The 16,580-nt window shown below is 67.0% G+C and carries 21 protein-coding genes; 11 read left to right on the forward strand and 10 right to left on the reverse strand.

Annotated elements, in window-relative coordinates:
* Positions 1 to 82 precede the first annotated feature (82 nt).
* Both SOM39_RS10820 and SOM39_RS10825 read left to right on the forward strand, forming a co-directional pair.
* Complete coding sequence (locus tag SOM39_RS10820; RefSeq protein ID WP_320458326.1) at positions 83 to 652, forward strand: superoxide dismutase family protein; 570 nt, start codon at positions 83 to 85, stop codon at positions 650 to 652.
* Between the two features lie 53 nt (positions 653 to 705).
* On the forward strand, positions 706 to 1,332 hold the full coding sequence (locus tag SOM39_RS10825; protein WP_184126260.1) for a superoxide dismutase family protein: 627 nt from the start codon (positions 706 to 708) through the stop codon (positions 1,330 to 1,332).
* 108 nt (positions 1,333 to 1,440) lie between these two features.
* Here the strand turns inward: SOM39_RS10825 and SOM39_RS10830 are convergent, their stop codons facing one another.
* Positions 1,441 to 2,328 (reverse strand): hypothetical protein, encoded by an 888-nt coding sequence (locus SOM39_RS10830; RefSeq protein ID WP_068848262.1) that lies wholly within the window; start codon positions 2,326 to 2,328, stop codon positions 1,441 to 1,443.
* 92 nt (positions 2,329 to 2,420) lie between these two features.
* Between SOM39_RS10830 and SOM39_RS10835 the strand changes: the two genes are divergently transcribed.
* A complete protein-coding gene (locus SOM39_RS10835) occupies positions 2,421 to 3,716 on the forward strand; it encodes an acetyl-CoA C-acetyltransferase (protein ID WP_095362474.1) in 1,296 nt (431 codons plus the stop codon).
* 64 nt (positions 3,717 to 3,780) lie between these two features.
* Here the strand turns inward: SOM39_RS10835 and SOM39_RS10840 are convergent, their stop codons facing one another.
* From SOM39_RS10840 to SOM39_RS10850, 3 genes are all read right to left on the reverse strand, one after another.
* Complete coding sequence (locus tag SOM39_RS10840) at positions 3,781 to 5,094, reverse strand: heme biosynthesis protein HemY (protein WP_320458327.1); 1,314 nt, start codon at positions 5,092 to 5,094, stop codon at positions 3,781 to 3,783.
* Positions 5,095 to 5,097: 3 nt separating this feature from the next.
* The gene (locus SOM39_RS10845; protein WP_320458328.1) at positions 5,098 to 6,069 is read right to left on the reverse strand and encodes a uroporphyrinogen-III C-methyltransferase; all 972 of its coding nucleotides are present in this window, start codon (positions 6,067 to 6,069) and stop codon (positions 5,098 to 5,100) included.
* Positions 6,070 to 6,177: 108 nt separating this feature from the next.
* The gene (locus SOM39_RS10850) at positions 6,178 to 6,954 is read right to left on the reverse strand and encodes a uroporphyrinogen-III synthase (RefSeq protein ID WP_320458329.1); all 777 of its coding nucleotides are present in this window, start codon (positions 6,952 to 6,954) and stop codon (positions 6,178 to 6,180) included.
* A 43-nt stretch (positions 6,955 to 6,997) separates the two neighbouring features.
* Between SOM39_RS10850 and SOM39_RS10855 the strand changes: the two genes are divergently transcribed.
* From SOM39_RS10855 to SOM39_RS10875, 5 genes are all read left to right on the forward strand, one after another.
* Complete coding sequence (locus tag SOM39_RS10855; RefSeq protein WP_068848272.1) at positions 6,998 to 7,468, forward strand: YiiD C-terminal domain-containing protein; 471 nt, start codon at positions 6,998 to 7,000, stop codon at positions 7,466 to 7,468.
* Between the two features lie 30 nt (positions 7,469 to 7,498).
* Positions 7,499 to 7,933: a hypothetical protein gene (locus tag SOM39_RS10860; protein WP_249833460.1), complete on the forward strand. Its 435-nt coding sequence runs from the start codon at positions 7,499 to 7,501 to the stop codon at positions 7,931 to 7,933.
* A gap of 73 nt (positions 7,934 to 8,006) precedes the next feature.
* Entirely contained in the window at positions 8,007 to 8,444 is a 438-nt protein-coding gene (locus SOM39_RS10865) for a rhodanese-like domain-containing protein (protein ID WP_184126254.1), read from the forward strand.
* A 104-nt stretch (positions 8,445 to 8,548) separates the two neighbouring features.
* Complete coding sequence (gene secB, locus SOM39_RS10870) at positions 8,549 to 9,064, forward strand: protein-export chaperone SecB (protein WP_068848278.1); 516 nt, start codon at positions 8,549 to 8,551, stop codon at positions 9,062 to 9,064.
* 14 nt (positions 9,065 to 9,078) lie between these two features.
* Entirely contained in the window at positions 9,079 to 10,104 is a 1,026-nt protein-coding gene (locus SOM39_RS10875; protein WP_068848280.1) for an NAD(P)H-dependent glycerol-3-phosphate dehydrogenase, read from the forward strand.
* 205 nt (positions 10,105 to 10,309) lie between these two features.
* Here SOM39_RS10875 and SOM39_RS10880 read toward each other — a convergent pair whose 3' ends face one another.
* Entirely contained in the window at positions 10,310 to 10,882 is a 573-nt protein-coding gene (locus SOM39_RS10880; protein WP_068854490.1) for an Ax21 family protein, read from the reverse strand.
* Between the two features lie 344 nt (positions 10,883 to 11,226).
* On the opposite strand from SOM39_RS10880, the gene SOM39_RS10885 reads away from it, so the two are divergent.
* Complete coding sequence (locus SOM39_RS10885; protein ID WP_320458330.1) at positions 11,227 to 11,688, forward strand: helix-turn-helix domain-containing protein; 462 nt, start codon at positions 11,227 to 11,229, stop codon at positions 11,686 to 11,688.
* Positions 11,681 to 12,280 carry a mobile mystery protein B gene (locus tag SOM39_RS10890; protein WP_320458331.1) on the forward strand — a complete coding sequence of 200 codons (600 nt, stop codon included), beginning with the start codon at positions 11,681 to 11,683 and terminating at the stop codon, positions 12,278 to 12,280. The genes SOM39_RS10885 and SOM39_RS10890 overlap by 8 nt, the downstream gene beginning before the upstream one ends.
* 6 nt (positions 12,281 to 12,286) lie before the next feature.
* Here SOM39_RS10890 and SOM39_RS10895 read toward each other — a convergent pair whose 3' ends face one another.
* From SOM39_RS10895 to SOM39_RS10905, 3 genes are all read right to left on the reverse strand, one after another.
* Positions 12,287 to 12,847, reverse strand: a complete 561-nt coding sequence (locus SOM39_RS10895) for a hypothetical protein (protein WP_068848284.1) — start codon at positions 12,845 to 12,847, stop codon at positions 12,287 to 12,289.
* A gap of 111 nt (positions 12,848 to 12,958) precedes the next feature.
* Positions 12,959 to 13,201 carry a hypothetical protein gene (locus SOM39_RS10900; RefSeq protein ID WP_320458332.1) on the reverse strand — a complete coding sequence of 81 codons (243 nt, stop codon included), beginning with the start codon at positions 13,199 to 13,201 and terminating at the stop codon, positions 12,959 to 12,961.
* 78 nt (positions 13,202 to 13,279) lie between these two features.
* Positions 13,280 to 13,816, reverse strand: a complete 537-nt coding sequence (locus tag SOM39_RS10905; protein ID WP_068848288.1) for a carboxymuconolactone decarboxylase family protein — start codon at positions 13,814 to 13,816, stop codon at positions 13,280 to 13,282.
* An 82-nt stretch (positions 13,817 to 13,898) separates the two neighbouring features.
* On the opposite strand from SOM39_RS10905, the gene SOM39_RS10910 reads away from it, so the two are divergent.
* Positions 13,899 to 14,783: an AraC family transcriptional regulator gene (locus SOM39_RS10910; protein WP_320458333.1), complete on the forward strand. Its 885-nt coding sequence runs from the start codon at positions 13,899 to 13,901 to the stop codon at positions 14,781 to 14,783.
* Positions 14,784 to 14,791: 8 nt separating this feature from the next.
* Here SOM39_RS10910 and SOM39_RS10915 read toward each other — a convergent pair whose 3' ends face one another.
* Positions 14,792 to 15,721: an alpha/beta hydrolase gene (locus tag SOM39_RS10915; RefSeq protein WP_320458334.1), complete on the reverse strand. Its 930-nt coding sequence runs from the start codon at positions 15,719 to 15,721 to the stop codon at positions 14,792 to 14,794.
* A 28-nt stretch (positions 15,722 to 15,749) separates the two neighbouring features.
* Positions 15,750 to 16,499: an SDR family oxidoreductase gene (locus SOM39_RS10920; RefSeq protein WP_320458335.1), complete on the reverse strand. Its 750-nt coding sequence runs from the start codon at positions 16,497 to 16,499 to the stop codon at positions 15,750 to 15,752.
* Positions 16,500 to 16,580: the final 81 nt, after the last annotated feature.

The raw sequence follows: 16,580 nt of genomic DNA on the forward strand, positions 1-16,580 counted from the left end.
CATGGCATGTAAGCACCGCGTCGCGGTGCCTTTCATGGTCCGTGGACGACCATGACGTTAGTTTGCACAGAAGGAGTTCCAGATGCGTCGTTCCCACCTCGCCCTGCTGATCCCGTCACTGCTGGTGTTGGCCGCCTGTGGTTCCGCGCCCGAGCAGCGCAGCGCGCCGGTGCCGGCCGTACCGGTGGTGAGCACCGCCAAGCTGGCCGAAGCCAACCTGGCGCCTGCCTCGGCAAGCATTGTCAGCGGCCGTCTGGTGCTGGTGCCCGATGCGCAGGGCGTGCATATCACCGGCACCATCGGTGGGCTGCAGCCGTTGCAGACCGCCGCGTTCCACGTGCATGAGCGCGGTGACTGCAGTGCCGTTGACGCCAGCAGTGCGGGGCCGCATTTCAATCCGGCCAACCAGCCGCATGGCCGCAATAGCGCTGGGGCGCATCACGCTGGCGACATGGACAACCTGCGCGCCGACGCGCAGGGCCGGGTCAGCGTCGATGTACGCCTGCCAGCGGTTACCCTCGGCGGCGCTGCAGCCACCGATATCGTCGGCCGCGCGCTGGTGGTGCATGCCAACGCCGACGATTACCGCAGCCAGCCGGCAGGCAATGCCGGCGCCCGCATCGCCTGCGGCGTCATCAAGGTCACGCGCTGAACGCGCTGCCCCCCGACGTCGCTTTTCCACTCGTTACCCGCAAGGAGATCCACATGCGTCTGATCCATACCTCGCTGTTTGCCGCCATCGCCGCCATCGGCCTGACCGCCTGCAACAAGCCGGCCGACGCGCCGGCCGATGCCGCCACCGCCACCCCGCCGATCGCCGAAACCGCGCGCACCACCGAAGCGCCGCCGGCCATGACCAGCGAAGCCCACGCCAACCACACCGCCGTGGCCGAGCTGGCCCCGACCCAGGGCAATGACGTGAAGGGCAACGTGACCTTCAGCGTCGTCGACGGCAAGGTTCACGTGAAGGGCCAGGTCAGCGGCCTGAAGCCGAACAGCGAACACGGCTTCCACATCCATGAGAAGGGCGACTGCAGCGCGCCGAACGGCGACAGCGCCGGCGGCCACTTCAATCCGAGCAAGGAAGACCACGGCAACGTGGCCACCACCCCGCACCACGGTGGCGACATCCCCAACATCAAGGCCGACGCCCAGGGCAACGCGGTGGTGGATGCAGCCGTGTCGACCAACGTCAACATCGGCGAAGGCAACGACAGCGACATCATCGGTCGTGGCCTGATCGTGCATGCCGACCCGGACGACTACAAGACCCAGCCGACCGGCAACGCCGGTGCGCGCCTGGCGTGTGCGGTCATCAAAGCCGCACCGTAACCGGTAGCGCCGGCCGTTGGCCGGCCCCGTGAAACGAAGAACGCCGGCATCGCCGGCGTTTTTCTTGAACGGTAGCGCCACGCCCTGCGTGGCTGCGCGGCGTCACCGTCAGCGGGTCAACAATTCCCGCGCATCCTGGCCCGCTTCGCAATGCACGAACAGCACCGGCAGCCCGTGCGCTTCCAGCACGGCAGCCATCTGCCGCTGACGCATCAGGTACTGCTCGTAAATGCCCTGCAGGCGATCGCAGTTGCCCTTGTCGTGGCTGTAGTAGCTGCACCAGCCGGCCGGATCGAACAGTGCCATACGCACTTCGCCGTCAGCGTATCGAAGCAGCGGTTCCGGCGCTCTGTCCAGCCACTGCTCCGACTGCGGCGCCATCAGCGCCGTTTCTATCAGCGGCCACAACTCGGCCAGGCCCTGGTTGTCGTATTGCATCGACATCATCGCGGCCAGGTCGTTCACCGTGAAATACCGGGCGTGCTCGATCTGCGCGCCGAAGGCATTCTGCGCCTGCAGGGCGGTATCGGCCTGCGCCATGCCCTGGGCCAGCAGCACCTCTTCCAGTGCTTCGGCTACGGCCGTGGTCTGGGCCACGTCGGTGCCCGTCAGCAGGAACGGCACCACGCGCAGGCCACCGCCGGTGAGGCTCGCATCGGCCTGGAACGGCAGCGGCACTTCGCCGTCGGCACCGGCGCCGAACGCCAGCAGGCGCGGGCCTTCGTTGCGGCCGGGCGCACGCATCTGCAGTTCTTCCAGGCGGCGGTGGATCGGCCAGCCGGGGCGCAGGACTTCGGCGGGGTCGAAATGGGCGCCGGCGAACACGAAATCGAGTCCGCTCACGCCGGGTACCAGCTTGGCCAGGTCGCGGCCAACGCGGTCGGCCAGTTCGCCCGCCTGCGCGGATGTCAGGGCCGCGTGGCGGGGGGCGTCTCCTCCGGCCAGTTCCAATGCCAGTACGCCAAGGGCATTCATGCCGGGGTCGGGTTTGCTCATGGGTTCACAGTTGGCCCATCACAGGGCGGCAGCTACACTTGGCCCCATTATGCCTGCTCCTTCGTGCAGGCCATGTTGCAGACACCCCTCCCATGCCAGGTATCTCCATGCCCAACGCTCGTCCCGTCGCCATTCTCGGTGGCGTCCGCATCCCGTTCTGCCGCCAGAACACCGCCTATTCGGACGTTGGCAACCTGGGCATGTCGGTACGTACGCTTGGCGCGCTGGTGGAACGGTTCGGCCTGCACGGGCAGCAGCTGGGCGAAGTGGCGATGGGCGCGGTGATCAAGCATTCCAGCGACTGGAACCTGGGCCGCGAAGCTACGCTGTCCTCGGGCCTGTCCCCGCTCACCCCGGGCATCACCATGCAGCGCGCCTGCGGCACCTCGCTGGACACGATCATCGCGGTGGCCAACAAGATCGCGCTGGGCCAGATCGAATCGGGCATCGGCGGCGGTTCGGACACCACCTCCGACGTGCCGATCGTGTACGGCAAGAAGCTGCGCGCCCGCCTGCTGGCCGCCAACCGCGCCAAGACCACCGGCGACAAGATCAAGGCGATCGTGCGCGGCTTCAAGCTGGGCGAACTGAAGCCGGAATTCCCGGGCGTGGCCGAACCGCGCACCGGCAAGAGCATGGGCGACCACTGCGAAGACATGGCCAAGGAGTGGAACATCTCCCGCGATTCGCAGGACGAGTGGGCGGTGTCCTCGCACAAGAAGCTGGCCGCGGCCTATGAGCGCGGTTTCTTCAATGACCTGATCGCGCCGTTCCGCGGCGTGGAGCGCGACAACATCCTGCGCGCGGACACCTCGCTGGAAAAGCTCGCCACGCTGAAGCCGGCCTTCGACAAGGTCTCCGGCCGCGGCACGCTGACCGCGGCGAACTCCACCCCGCTCACCGATGGTGCGTCGGCGGTGCTGCTGGCCAGCGAGGAATGGGCGCGCGCGCATGGCCACGAACCGCTGGCCTACCTGCGCGATTCGCAGGTGGCCGCCGTTGATTTCGTGCACGGCGAAGGCCTGCTGATGGCGCCGACCATCGCGGTGCCGGAAATGCTCAAGCGCAATGGCCTGACCCTGCAGGATTTCGACATCTACGAAATCCATGAAGCCTTCGCCGCGCAGGTGCTGTGCACCCTGCGTGCGTGGGAAAGCGAAGACTACTGCCGCAACCGCCTGGGCCTGGATGCGCCGCTGGGCAGGATCGACCCGGCCAAGATCAACCCGTTGGGGTCGTCGCTGGCCACCGGCCATCCGTTTGCGGCTACCGGTGCACGCGTGATCGCCACGGCGGCCAAGCAGCTGGCCGAACGCGGCGGTGGCCGCGCGCTGGTCTCGATCTGCACCGCCGGCGGCATGGGCGTGGTGGCGATCGTCGAGCGCTGAGTTGTTCGCATCGCGCAAAAAAAAAGGCCGCCCGGTTGGGCGGCCTTTTTTGTTGGGGACGGCGTCAGCGGATCGGGTTGCCGTATTCATCGCGCTCGTCGCGATGGATGTCGCGCACCGGCAGCGGTTCGCTCATCAAGGATTGTTCTTCGACCGTGGCGCGTTCGGGCACTACGGCCGCCAGTGGGGCGACCGGGCGCGCGAGCACCACGCTGTCTTCGCCGCGCTGCTGGCGCAGGGCGTTGATGTAGCACTGCGCAGCCAAGGCGGGTTCGCCGCGTGCGGTGAAGACCTCACCCAGCGCTTCCCAGGCGGGGGAGCCGGCGCCGGCGGCGATGGCACGGTGCAGGTAATCCTCGGCCTGGACGTGCTCACCCTGGCGCGCGGCGATGCGGCCGAGCGCCAGCAGCAGGGCCGGGCTGGACGGCTGCTGGCCCAGCCAGCGCTGCAGGTTGGCCTGGCGGGTGGCCAGCTTCTCCACCGGCATCTGACCGTACAGCGTCACCAGCGATTCGTCCCAGCGCGTATCCAGCGCCTGTTCCAGGTTGAGCAGGGCCGGTTCATCCCAATCCAGCGCCACGGCGCGCAGCGCGTAGGCCGACACCACATCGGGGTCGCTGCGCAGGGCCTTCGGGGTGGCTTCCCACTGCGCGGCCAGCGCATTCACATCGCTGGCCTCCAGCAGCGACTGCGCGGCCAGGCGCACTTCCAGTTCGGCCACGGCCTCATCGGGCAGCACCTTCTGCTTGCGCAGCGCGCCCAGCTGGCCATAAGCCTCGTGCGCGCGGTCGGCACGTGCCAACGCTTCGGTGCGCAGCCACAGGCCGCGCGGCGGCAGCGGCTGGATGCCCGGGGCATCCAGCGCGTTGATCGCATCCACCGGGCGCTCCTGCTGCAGCAGGCGTTCGGCCTGCATCAGCGCGTAGGCGGTCGCATCGGTGGTGGACAGGCGCTGCAGGTACTGGTCCACCGCGGCCTGGTCCCCGCGCGCTTCGGCGCTGCGGATGGCGGTCACGTAGGCCACCGCGCTCACTTCTTCGTCTTCGGCGGCGGTGCCCAGCAGCTTCTCGGCGCGCTGCCAGTGGCCGTACTCGTGCGCCTGCATGCCTTCGATCAGGCGGGCGCGGCCCTGCTTGCGGCGGTAGCGGCCCCAGGCACGGAACGGCGAGGCCACCAGGCTCCACAGCAGCCACAGCACCAGCAGGCCCACCAGCACCATCAGTGCCACCTGCGGCACGGTGGAGCGGTAATCGTTGCCGCCGGCGCGGTAGATCACCTCGCCGTACTGGCGCAGCGATTCGGTGCCCAGCCATTGCGCGGCCACCACGCCCAGCACCACGGCCAGCAACAGCACCACCACGGATTGAATCGGCTTCATGTATCAACTCCCATCGCGCATGGCGCGCAGTTGCTGCAGGGTGCTGCCCAGTTCGGGCAGCGGCGGGCGTAGCACTTGGGTGCGCAACTGCTGCAGTTCACCACGACGCTCGCGCAGGCCGGGTGAATCCGGCCACAGCCGCGGCATCCACAGCGCCACCCGGTCCAATGCCTGTTCGAAACCGGCCTGGTCGCCGCGTTCAACCGCGGCACGGGCCAGGGTCAGCTCCAGCTGCAGCGAATCCCACGCGGCGGTGCGCTCGGCGCGGGTCAGGGGGCCCTGCACCGCGGTGGGGGTGATGGTCACGAACGGGGCGAGCACTTGGTGCCACCACGGCGGCGCGGCGGTGTCGGTCGCCGGAGCGATCTGTTCGGGCAGCGCCAGCAGCGACTGCGAGAAGGTGCCAAGGCGCTGGTTGATGCCGGCGCGCACGCCCGGACCGAGGGCATCGACCGCGTTACGTTCCTGCATCAGGGCCTGGCGCAGGTTGAGGAACTCGGTGCCCTGGACGTCTTCCAGCGCCGTGGCCGCCAAGGCGTACAGGCGCTTGGCGCCCTCCACGTCATCGGCGAACGCCAGGCGCTGGCCGGCCTGGCTGAGCAGCAGTTCGGCCTCTTCCAGCTGCAGCGCCTGGGCGTTGTGGCGGGTGCTGTCGGCCAGCCGTGCCAGGTTCTCTTCCAGCAGGGCATTGCGCTGGCTCAGGCCCAGCATTTCATCGCGCAGCACCCGGTTGGTGGCGGCCGCATCCTGCACCCGCTGCGAGGTGGAGCGCTGGTCGCGGCGCAGCGCTTCCACGCTGCCGGCCAGGCCCTGCACGAGCACGGCGGCATCGGCCTCGCGCTGCGCGACACGCGCCTGCTGCGCCTGCCATTGGGTCCAGCCCCACGCGGCGCCAGCGGCCACCACCGCAAGCGCGGCAAGCGGCACGATCCAGCGCAGCGGTCGGTGGGGCGGGGGCGGAACCATGTCGTTCATGCAGGCATCCTTGTCGACCGCGCCGGTGCATTCACGAGCTGGCGATCGACGAAGTGCACAGCATCGCTCGCCGCCCGCAGGCCCTGCAAGGCCGCAAACGACCCCTGTTCAGGAAGTTGCTGCGGTGGTGACAGCCGCGTGTGCGGCCTGCGCCAGCTGCGCCGGCAGCGGGCCGGCGGCGAGGGTGACCCGGGTGAATCCGGCGTCCGTCGCCAGCGCTGCCAACCGCTCGCTGGCGGCCACCACGTGCGCCTGGCGAAGCTGCGCCAGCAGGTCCGCCGGCAGCTGTTCGCTGAGCAGCGCCAGGGCCTCGGCACTGCTCAGCGCCAGCACCCACGGCCCGGCCTGGTGGCGCAGCCGCTGCAGTTGCCGGGGCGGCAGGCGCAGCGCTCTGCGCTGGTAAACATCCACCCGCTGCAGCGTCGCGCCACGCGCCTGCAGCGTACTGGCGATGATGCCGCGCCCGCCGGGGGCGGTGACCAGCGCCGCGCGCAGCCCCTGCAGCTGGGCCAGCGCCGGCAGGTCGAGCAGGCCTTCGCTGTCCATCCGGGTGGGAGCCACCACGTTGTCAACGCCATGCCCGCGCAGCGCAGCGGCAGTGCCGGCGCCTACCGCCAGCCAGGTGCCGGCGTGCGGGGCCTGCAGCGGCTGCAGCCGCGCGGCGGCATGCACCGCCGCCGGGCTGCTGAACACCACGCGGTCTGCGCCCAGCGCCTGGGCCAGGGCCGCGCGGGTGCCCGCATCGTGGCGCGCCACCAGGGCCCACGGCGACAAGCCGATCACCTGCGCGCCCAGCGCTTCGGCCGCGCGCCGCAGCGGTGCGTGCTGGCCGCGCGGGCGCAGCGACACCAGGGTCCAATCCGGCACATGTGCGTGGCTGTTCATTGCGGGCATTATGCGAGGCCTTCGTTGCAACGTCGCCGTACTGATGTCTGAACAAGATTCCCTCCCTGCGCACCTGGCCGCACTGCAGCAGGTGCTGGAGCGCATGCCGCCGGTAGCGGCCATGCAGATCCGCGTGGATGCCTATGCCGACGGCGTGCTCGCCCTGCGCGCGCCGCTGGCCGCCAACGTCAATGACAAGGGCAACGCCTTCGGCGGCAGCCTGTCCTCGGCGCTGACCCTGTCCGGCTGGGCGCTGGTCACCCTGCGCCTGCGTCTGGCCGGCTTCGATGCCGATGTCTACGTGGCCGACAGCCACGTGCGCTACCTGGCCCCGGTCTATGAGGACCTGCTGGCCCAGGCGCAGGCGGCCGACGATGCGGACTGGGACACCTTCCTGGCCACCTTCGCCCAGCGCGGCAAGGCCCGCATCGAGGTGGTGGCCCGCCAGCCCGGCGAGGCCGGCAAGCCCGCAGCTGAACTGACCGGACGTTTCGTTGCCTTCGCAAGGCGGTAGGATGGGCGCCTTGCCGATTGGGGAATTCGCATGCGTCGCACCTTTCAGATCCTGCTGCTGGCCTTGCTGGCCCTGACTTCCGTGTCGGCATTCGCCGGCGAGCAGAAAACCACCAAGAAGCAGCGCAAGCAGCTCGAGGAAACCCAGGTCAAGTACGACTCGACCATGCGCTGGGGCACCGTGGAAGACATGCTGCCGTACCTGGACCCGGCCTACGCCAAGGAGCACCCGCTGACCGACCTGGAACTGCGCAGGTTCGAGCAGGTGAAGATCTCCAGCTACCGCGCCGGCGACAACGTGCCGCTGCCCGATGGCCGGATCGGCCGCAATGCCGAGGTCCGGGTGATCAATATCAACACCCAGTCCGAACGTTCGGTGCGGGTCAAGGAAATCTGGCGCTGGGATGCCGATGGCAAGCGCTGGCTGCAGGCCAGTGGGCTGCCGGACCTGTGGCAGGAATCCTGAGCTGGCCCAGGGCTGGACGCCGGTTCGCCCGCATGTGCGACAATCGGCGCCCGCTAATCGACCCGTGATCTAAGTGAATTACGAAGAGTTGCTGGCCTTTGCCGGCCGAAACCCGATGTTGTCGATGGCCTTCGTGGGCCTGACCGTCGCCATCCTCGTCACCGAGGTGCGCCGCCTGCTGCGCGGCTACAAGTCGATCAAGCCGGCCGAGCTGACCCAGCTGATCAATGCTGGCGGCGCGGTCGTGGTCGACCTGTCGGCGGGCACCGATTTCGAGAAGGGCCATATTGCCGGCAGCCGCAACGTGCAGCCTGCCCAGTTCGGGCCGGAGCACAAGCTGGTGGCCAACGCCAAGCAGCGCCCGGTGGTGCTGGTGTGCCGCACCGGCACCGCCTCTGAAACCGCCGCAAAGGCCTTGAAGAAGGCCGGTTTCGAGCAGGTGCACGTGCTCGACGGCGGCCTGCCCGCCTGGCAGCAGGCCGAGCTGCCGCTGGTCAAGGGCCGCAACTGATTTTGCCCGGATTGCGCGGCATGCCTTGTGCGCGCCGCCACACGCCCCCATCGCAGGGCATGTAACAATCCGTTTTTACAGCATTCATTCTGGAGCAACAGGAAATGTCCGAAGCGAACACCAACGGCGCCATCGCGCCGGCCGACGCCGCCACCGGCCCCGCGTTCACCGTCGAAAAGATCTACGTCAAGGACGTTTCCTTCGAATCGCCCAACGCCCCGGCCGTGTTCAACGAAGCCGTGCAGCCGGAGCTGCAGCTCAACCTGAACCAGCGCGTGCAGCGCCTGGGTGAGAGCGCCTTCGAAGTGGTGCTGGCCGTGACCCTGACCTGCAAGGCCGGCGACAAGACCGCCTACGTGGCCGAAGTGCAGCAGGCTGGCGTGTTCGGCCTGGTCGGCCTGGACCCGCAGTCGATCGACGTGCTGCTGGGCACCCAGTGCCCGAACATCCTGTTCCCGTACGTGCGTTCGCTGGTGAGCGAGCTGATCCAGGCCGGCGGCTTCCCGCCGTTCTTCCTGCAGCCGATCAACTTCGAAGGCCTGTACGCCGAAACCCTGCGCCAGCGCCAGGAACAGGGCGAAACCTCGCTCGCCGATTCCGAGCCGGCCGGCAACGCCTGATCGGCGCTGCAGCAATGAGCAACAACGCAGACAAGGTCGCCGTTCTCGGCGCCGGCTCCTGGGGCACCGCCCTGGCCAGCCTGCTTGCACGGCACGGTCGCCAGACCGTGCTGTGGGGCCGCGACGCGGCGATGGTCGAGGCCATCGACCAGCGCCACGAGAACACCCGCTACCTGCCGGGTATTCCGTTGCCGGAATCCCTGCGCGCCACCACGGACCTGACTGCGGCCGTCAAGGATGCCACCTGGATCCTGGTGGTGGTGCCGTCGCACGCGTTCGGTGAAACCGTGCGCGCGCTGGCGCCGCTGCGCCCGGCGGCTGCCGGCGTGGCCTGGGCCACCAAGGGCTTCGAACCCGGCTCCGGGCGTTTCCTGCATGAAGTGGCGCGCGAGGTCCTCGGGCCTGAGGTGCCGCTGGCGGTGGTTACCGGCCCGTCGTTCGCCAAGGAAGTCACGCTGGGCCTGCCCACCGCGATTACCGTGCACGGCGACGATGCCGAGTTCGCCCAGCAGGTGGCCGAAGCCATGCATGGCCCGGCGTTCCGCGCCTATACCGGCGACGACATGGTCGGTGCCGAACTCGGTGGCGCCATGAAGAACGTGCTGGCCGTGGCCACCGGTGTGGCCGATGGCATGCAGCTGGGCCTCAACGCCCGTGCCGGCCTGATTACCCGCGGCCTCAACGAGATGCTGCGCCTGGCCGCTGCGATTGGCGCCAAGCCGGAGACCCTGATGGGCCTGGCAGGCTTGGGTGACCTGGTGCTGACCTGCACCGGCGATCTCTCGCGCAACCGTCGCCTGGGCTTGGCGCTGGGGCGTGGGCAGTCACTGCAGGACGCGATCCGCGAAATCGGCCAAGTGGTGGAATCGGTGCAGACCGCCGACGAAGTCATGCGCCAGGCCCGTCGCCACGGCATCGACCTGCCGATCTCCGACCGGGTCCGCGCCGTGCTGCACGGCGAACAGACCCCGGAAGAGGGCCTGCGCGCGCTGTTGGCCCGCGAACAGAAACCGGAGTATCCGGACACGCTGTTCAAATGATCAGGAAGGACCCCGGCATTGCCGGGGTTTTTTTTTACCCCGCCCGGATGCCCAGAACGCGAAAACCCAGCTTGCGCTGGGTTTCTGCGTGGCACCCCGACGAGGTAGGCGCCATATAAGTGAAGCCCGGCCTACTAAGCCGGGCTTCATGGCGTGAGGGAGAGAGAGATCACGCCATCCAACAACGTACCGTGCAGCTACAGGCTTACCAGGTGAAGCGCGGGCCGACGAACCATTCCTTGTCGCCACCCTTTGCCAGCTTCACTTGGCCGCTCAGGCCCCAGTTCTGGTTGAACTTGGCCTGCGCGCCCACCAGACCGTAGAACTCGCCGTCCGGGTTGATGCCGTGCTTCTTGCTGAAGTCTTCGTAGCCGGCCATCGCGTAGCCTTCGATCATCGGGGTGAACGCGGTGCGCACGCCCACTTCGGTGGCGTAACCGTTGAAATCCAGGCCTTCCTTCGGATCGAACTTCTGGTAGGCGACGCGGGCCACCAGGTCGGTGGTCGGCGCGATGCCGTAGTTGTAGCCCAGGCCCACGCGCCACTGGTCAACATCAACGTTGCCGCGGTCGGTTTCCTGCGAGTTGTAATCGCCAAAGACATGGAAGTTCGGCGCAATCGCGGCCGAGCCCTTCACCGCCCAACCGTCGGCGGAGCCGCCCTTGGTATCGGTGTTCACGTAGCCGCCTTCCACGTAGTTGTACGACAGGCCATCGGCAGCCGAAGCAGCGAACGGCAGGGCAGCAATCAGGCCCAAGGCAAGCAGGGAGGTCTTCATCATCGGGAACACACCTTTTTATTATTTGGTTTTGCCGACCGTCCCCCTTGGGGAGGGGAGAGAGAAGGACGGTCGACAGGTGTGAATTATCCGTTAGGCGCTCTAATCAACCCTGAATATTGAACTGACCGGTACATGAATGAAGGGCGCGTTCAGGGAACTTGGTGGAAGCGTCTTCATACCGCTCCGGCAGGCGATAGGCCGCACCTATAGGTGATGGTAGACAGCTGATAACGTAACTTATAGGTAACAAATGACGTTGCAAAATGATAACTATAGGTTACATTATAGGATGAAGCCTCAACGCCACAGGTGGCCCCATGTCATCCAGAGATGGTTCGCAGATGCGCAGACTTGCCCGGGCACGGCTGGATGAAGTTGGCAGCCGCCTTCGCGACATGCTTCCCAAGCTACCGCGCACGCCCGGCGGTGGGTGGATCGCGGGAACGCGCGAAGCGTTGGGAATGTCCAAGTCAGATCTTGCAAGGCGGCTGGGAGTGTCTCCGGCTGCGGTGGCAAAGCTGGAAAGCAATGAGCGGGCGGGCACGGTCCAGATCGACACGCTTCGACGCGCGGCAACCGTGCTCGATTGCGAGCTGGTGGTACTGGTCGTGCCTCGTCAACCGCTGCAGGCTGCGGTGGACCAGCGTCGCCTGCAGCTCTACAGCACGGAAATCGATCGGGCCTCCGTACACATGAACCTGGAGGACCAGGCCGTATCCGAGACGCTGCGCCGACACTTGTTACTGCAGGCCGAGGCGGCAATCCCGGACAGTATGTTGTGGCGGGAGCTACCCATTGGCTGACCCGTACTTCCGCGATGCACTGGACGAGGGGCAGACGCCGCTCGATCCCGATGAAGCGCGTGGCCTGAAGCTTGGGTGGGTAGCAACACGTACCGACCTCAATGATGCGGAGGGCGAAAACATTCTCCACGGAATGCGCTGGGCCCGTGCCCAGATCAGGAGGAAGGACGTCGTCGTAAACAGCGAGGCATTCCTGCGCCAGCTCCACGAACGCATGTTCAACCAAGTGTGGGACTGGGCGGGGACCTTCCGCCAGACCGAACGAAACATCGGCGTTGCCCCCTATCAGATTGCAACGCAACTGCGGCAGCTGTTCGACAATGCACACGCCTGGCAGGAGTTTGGAACCTACCCCCTTGATGAGCAGGCCGTGCGCCTCCACCACCAGCTGACCTTCATTCATCCTTTCCCAAATGGCAATGGCCGCTGCTCGCGTGTGATGGCTGACATGTTCCTGCTCAGGCATGGGGGCGAGCAGTTTTCGTGGGGGCCTGCTCCCCACGGCCCAATGGTCCGCCAGGAATACCTGGCGGCCATCAGGAAGGCGGACTGCGGAGATATTGCTTCTTTGCTCGCCTTCGTCAGAAGCTGACCAACGTCAAAGCAGCCGGCTTGCAGCCGAAGCCAGCGCATGTCTCTCGATGCTGGCGGCGAACAACGGGGTCTCGCGGCTGTTGTGGTTGCCGCCATCGCGCTGGCGGGCGTCGGCCGCGTCTTCGAACGGCGTGCCGTGTTCGGCGATGAAGTCCAGGAATTCCTGCGTGGGGTGGGCCACGACGCTGTTGGTGTATTCGCAGGTGTTCTCGTCGATCTTCTTCACGCTGAGCGTCCAGATCACCTGCACCCGCGTGCGACCGTTGGGCGTGAACGCGTCCGACGTGGATACCATGCGGCACAGGCTTGGCCTGGCAATTTCAGCCACGTAGTGCTGGACCATCAGCGTCTTGCCGATCATCTCGACATTGATGGACATGCGCGTGCCATCGTCGGTGCGGGTCGAGCCAGCGGAGATATGGTCGGGCGGGCAGCAGCGCTGATACTCCGCTTCGGGCAGGTTGAACAGCCAGTCCGCGATGTCCACCTTCTCGATCGGCGCGTTGATGATCGCGGTGTAGGCGGAGGCGGACAGCAGCTTGTCGGTGATGATGATGTCGGACATGGTGGACTCCTTGGGTGAGGCCCCACTATCGATTCGGCACCGGGTGGCGCACAGCCATCTCTTGGTATGCACGGTTGGACCGGCGCGGACACCAGGCTGCATACCAAGGTTTTAGAACGCGGCCAGCCGCACGCCGTCCACGCTCGCAATGGCATCCAGGCGCACCACGCTTCCGTCGTCCAGGTGCATGTACTCGGCGCCCTCCTTCGCACGCAGGTCGGTGATCCGCGCCAGCGCCGTGCATTCCTCTCCAGCCGCGTCCACGTACACGATGGTCACGCGGCGTTGGCCGGTGGCAGTGGCTTCCAGCACATCGTGGAACTCGCAGTTGATCGGGCGGTAGGTTGTGGTCATTGCCGCAGTCTCACGCATCAGGACGGAGGGAACACCTGGGTTGGCTGGCCGGAACCCGGCCAGCACGGACCGCTGGAATCAACGCAGTTTGACGCCGGGGAAATCGACCGGCACCGCAAAGGCGACGTTGACGTAGTTGGTGAACAGATTCAACGCCACGTGGGCGAGGATTTCGACGATCGCTTCATCATTGAAGCCCACGTTCCGCAGCTGGGCGACATCGGCATCGTCGATCTGGCCACGGCCTTCCACCACGCGCAGCGCGAAGTGCAGCGCAGCAGCCGTCTTGGGATCATCGGACTCACCGCCCTGCGCGGCGCTCATTTCCTGGCTGCTGGCACCTGCCTTGCGGCCCAGTGCGGTGTGCGCGGCCAAGCAGTACTCGCAGGCGTTGCGGTTGGCGATGGCCACGGCGATCTTCTCGCCCAGCGCGGCCGGAATGATGCCGCCGCCGAGCGCGCCGAACGACCCCCACATGCTCTTCAGGGCAGCGGTGGAATTGGCAACGGCACGGAACATGTTGGGTGTGGCACCGAAGGCGGAATGGATCTGGCCGAGCAGGGCCTGGCGTTCGCCGGTGGTGTCGGCGGCGTTGATCAGCGGGATACGGGACATGGTGTGGATTCCTCTGAATGCCGGCGCGGGGTGGCCGGTTGATGGGCATAATAGGAACCCGACCGGGACGTTTGGTGTCTTTATGTCGCTCATAGATGTCAATTCGTCCAGTCCTTCCATCGACCGTCTGACCCCGGTCCTGGAGCGGTTCCGGGTCCAGGCCACGCTGTTCCATGCCGGCCCGCTGTGCGGGCACCAGCGCTTCGACGCGCAGCCTGGCCGCGGCTTCCTGCACGTGCTGCGCCGGGGCGAAATGGACCTGCTGTATCGCGACGGCTCGCGCCTGGCGCGCACCCATCTGAGCGAGCCCACGCTGCTGCTGTTTCCGCGCGCGGTGCACCACGAATTCATCAACCCGCCGGTGGACGGCTCGGACTTCACCTGCGCCACGCTCGATTTCGATGGTGGCGCCCGCAACCCGATCGTGCAGTCGCTGCCGGAAGCGATCGTGTTGCCACTGGGCGCCATTGACGGCCTGCAGGCGACGCTTGACCTGCTGTTCGCCGAATCGGACCAGTTGCGCTGCGGGTCGCGCCTGCTCGCCAACCGCCTGTTCGAGGTCGTGTTGATCCAGGTGCTGCGCTGGATCATCGACCACCCCGGCAAGGCGCAGGTGTCGCCCGGCATGACGATGGGCCTGTCCGACCCGCGCTTGGCCAAGGCACTGATGGCGGTGCACGCCGAACCCGATGCCGACTGGACCCTCGAACGCATGGCCGAACGCGCAGGCATGTCGCGCAGCGCATTCGCCGCTGCCTTCAAGACCGCCACCGGCACCACGCCGGCGGCGTATTCGCTGGACTGGAAACTCAACGTGGCCACCTCGCTGCTGCGCGCCGGTCGTCCGGTGAAGCAGGTAGCGCTGGAGCTCGGCTTCGCCGACGCGCCCACCTTTTCGCGCGCCTTCCGCCGGCGCACCGGCACCTCGCCGCGCGAGTGGTTGAACGCGCACGGCGAGGGTGGGTAGTCAGGCGGCTACTTGTCCAGGAACGCGACCAGCGCGGGGATCGTCTGCTCCGGGGCTTCTTCCATCAGCCAATGGCCGGAGCCTTTGACGATCACGCCTTCCACGTTGGTGTCCACCAGCTTGGCCTGGTCGATCAGGAACTGGCCGCCGGCCTTCTCACCGGACAGCACCAGCATCGGCATGTGCAGCGGTGTCTTGGCGAAGCCCGCAAAGTCCTTGGCATCCTGTTCGAAGTTCTTGAAGTACTCAAAGCCCGCGCGCATGCCGCCGGGGCGTGCGTATTCGGACGCATAGAACTGCCGGTCGGCCTCGGGCACGGAGTGCGTGCGGTCGGCGGCGAAGTCGTTCCAGAAGTGCTCGAAGTAGGTGCGCTCGCGGCCATCCACCAGCTTCAGCGGGGTTTCGCCATAGAAGTGGAAGTGCCACAGATCACGCAGCAGCCACACGTGAGTCCAGTCGCCCACGCCCGGCAGGAACGCATCCATCAACACGATGCTGTCCACTTCGTCCGGGTACTGGGCGGCGTACGCGTACGCCACCATCAGGCCGATGTCATGGCCGACGATCTTGACCTTGGGGTAGCCCAACGACTTCACCAGCGCATGGACATCCTGCGCCAGTGTCTTCTTGTCGTAGCCGCCGTCCGGTTTGGACGACTGCCCGGCACCGCGCAGGTCGGGCGCGATGACCACATGGCGGCCGGCCAGCTGCGGCATCAACGGGCGCCACATGTGGCTGGTTTCGGCATAGCCGTGCAGCAGCACCACCGGCGACGCATCGCCTTGGCCGGCCTGCAGGTAATGCAGGGTGACGCCGTTGACGTCGGCGGTGTGGCTCTGGATGGCCGCGCTGCCGGCCGCCTGCGCAGTGGCATGCACGGCCAGCATCAGCACCAGCGCGGTGGCGGCGCGGCGGAATGAACGGGGAAGCAGTTTCATGACGATTCTCCTGGAAAAGGGCGGGGTGTCAGAGCTGGCTCATGCCACCGTCGGCGATGATTTCGGTGCCGACGATGTAGGCCGATTCGGGTGAGGACAGGTGCAGCACGGTGGCGGCAATTTCTTCCGGGGTGCCGAAGCGGCCCAGAGGAATCTGGCTCTGGATCTGTGCGGCGGTGGCGTCCAGCGCGGCCGCATCCAGGCCGAGCTTGGTGTAGATCGGGGTGGCCACCGGGCCCGGGCTGAGCACGTTGACGCGCACGCCGCGCGGCAGCAGTTCGGCCGAGAGCGTTCTGGCCAGCGAGATCACCGCCGCCTTGCTGGCCGCATACACCGAGGTGTTGGGCATGCCGATGCGGGCGTTGATCGAGCCGTTGATCACCACCGATGCACCTGGATTCAACAGCGGCAGCAACGCCTGCAGCTGGAAGTAGGGGCCCTTGATGTTGGTGTTGAAGATCTGGTCCCACAGCGCTTCGTCCACGTCCGGGTAGGCGGCGAACTTCGCTGCGCCGGCGTTGACGAACACGGCGTCCAGGCGCACCTCGGCGGCGGCCAGGGTTTCGGCCAGGGCACGCGCGGCGGCGATGTCGCCGGCATCGTTCACCACCACCAGCGCGGTGCTGCCCACCGCCGCTGCAGCCTGCTCCAATGCGGCGGCATCGCGGCCGGTGATGACCACACGGGCGCCTTCGGCGGCGAAGGCCTTGGCCGCCGCCAGGCCGATGCCGCTGCTGCCGCCGGTGACAAGGACGGTCTTGTTGCTGAAACGGTTCATGCTGATCTCCTTCGATGGTGGCGTTGTGCCGTGAGCCAATGTTGCGCGGGCGTTCTGCCTTTTCCGTGCCACAATCGCGAC

The sequence above is a fragment of the Stenotrophomonas sp. CFBP8994 genome, assembly GCF_034044835.1.
Classification (GTDB): Bacteria; Pseudomonadota; Gammaproteobacteria; order Xanthomonadales; family Xanthomonadaceae; genus Stenotrophomonas; species Stenotrophomonas rhizophila_A.

Excerpts from the sequence above, each read along its gene's own strand:
- SOM39_RS10820 (WP_320458326.1), top strand. The coding sequence starts at position 83 with ATGCGTCGTTCCCACCTCGCCCTGCTGATCCCGTCACTGCTGGTGTTG.
- SOM39_RS10825 (WP_184126260.1), top strand. The coding sequence starts at position 706 with ATGCGTCTGATCCATACCTCGCTGTTTGCCGCCATCGCCGCCATCGGC.
- SOM39_RS10830 (WP_068848262.1), bottom strand. The coding sequence starts at position 2,328 with ATGAGCAAACCCGACCCCGGCATGAATGCCCTTGGCGTACTGGCATTG.
- SOM39_RS10835 (WP_095362474.1), top strand. The coding sequence starts at position 2,421 with ATGCCAGGTATCTCCATGCCCAACGCTCGTCCCGTCGCCATTCTCGGT.
- SOM39_RS10840 (WP_320458327.1), bottom strand. The coding sequence starts at position 5,094 with ATGAAGCCGATTCAATCCGTGGTGGTGCTGTTGCTGGCCGTGGTGCTG.
- SOM39_RS10845 (WP_320458328.1), bottom strand. The coding sequence starts at position 6,069 with ATGAACGACATGGTTCCGCCCCCGCCCCACCGACCGCTGCGCTGGATC.
- SOM39_RS10850 (WP_320458329.1), bottom strand. The coding sequence starts at position 6,954 with ATGAACAGCCACGCACATGTGCCGGATTGGACCCTGGTGTCGCTGCGC.
- SOM39_RS10855 (WP_068848272.1), top strand. The coding sequence starts at position 6,998 with ATGTCTGAACAAGATTCCCTCCCTGCGCACCTGGCCGCACTGCAGCAG.
- SOM39_RS10860 (WP_249833460.1), top strand. The coding sequence starts at position 7,499 with ATGCGTCGCACCTTTCAGATCCTGCTGCTGGCCTTGCTGGCCCTGACT.
- secB (WP_068848278.1), top strand. The coding sequence starts at position 8,549 with ATGTCCGAAGCGAACACCAACGGCGCCATCGCGCCGGCCGACGCCGCC.
- SOM39_RS10875 (WP_068848280.1), top strand. The coding sequence starts at position 9,079 with ATGAGCAACAACGCAGACAAGGTCGCCGTTCTCGGCGCCGGCTCCTGG.
- SOM39_RS10880 (WP_068854490.1), bottom strand. The coding sequence starts at position 10,882 with ATGAAGACCTCCCTGCTTGCCTTGGGCCTGATTGCTGCCCTGCCGTTC.
- SOM39_RS10885 (WP_320458330.1), top strand. The coding sequence starts at position 11,227 with ATGCGCAGACTTGCCCGGGCACGGCTGGATGAAGTTGGCAGCCGCCTT.
- SOM39_RS10895 (WP_068848284.1), bottom strand. The coding sequence starts at position 12,847 with ATGTCCGACATCATCATCACCGACAAGCTGCTGTCCGCCTCCGCCTAC.
- SOM39_RS10900 (WP_320458332.1), bottom strand. The coding sequence starts at position 13,201 with ATGACCACAACCTACCGCCCGATCAACTGCGAGTTCCACGATGTGCTG.
- SOM39_RS10905 (WP_068848288.1), bottom strand. The coding sequence starts at position 13,816 with ATGTCCCGTATCCCGCTGATCAACGCCGCCGACACCACCGGCGAACGC.
- SOM39_RS10910 (WP_320458333.1), top strand. The coding sequence starts at position 13,899 with ATGTCGCTCATAGATGTCAATTCGTCCAGTCCTTCCATCGACCGTCTG.
- SOM39_RS10915 (WP_320458334.1), bottom strand. The coding sequence starts at position 15,721 with ATGAAACTGCTTCCCCGTTCATTCCGCCGCGCCGCCACCGCGCTGGTG.
- SOM39_RS10920 (WP_320458335.1), bottom strand. The coding sequence starts at position 16,499 with ATGAACCGTTTCAGCAACAAGACCGTCCTTGTCACCGGCGGCAGCAGC.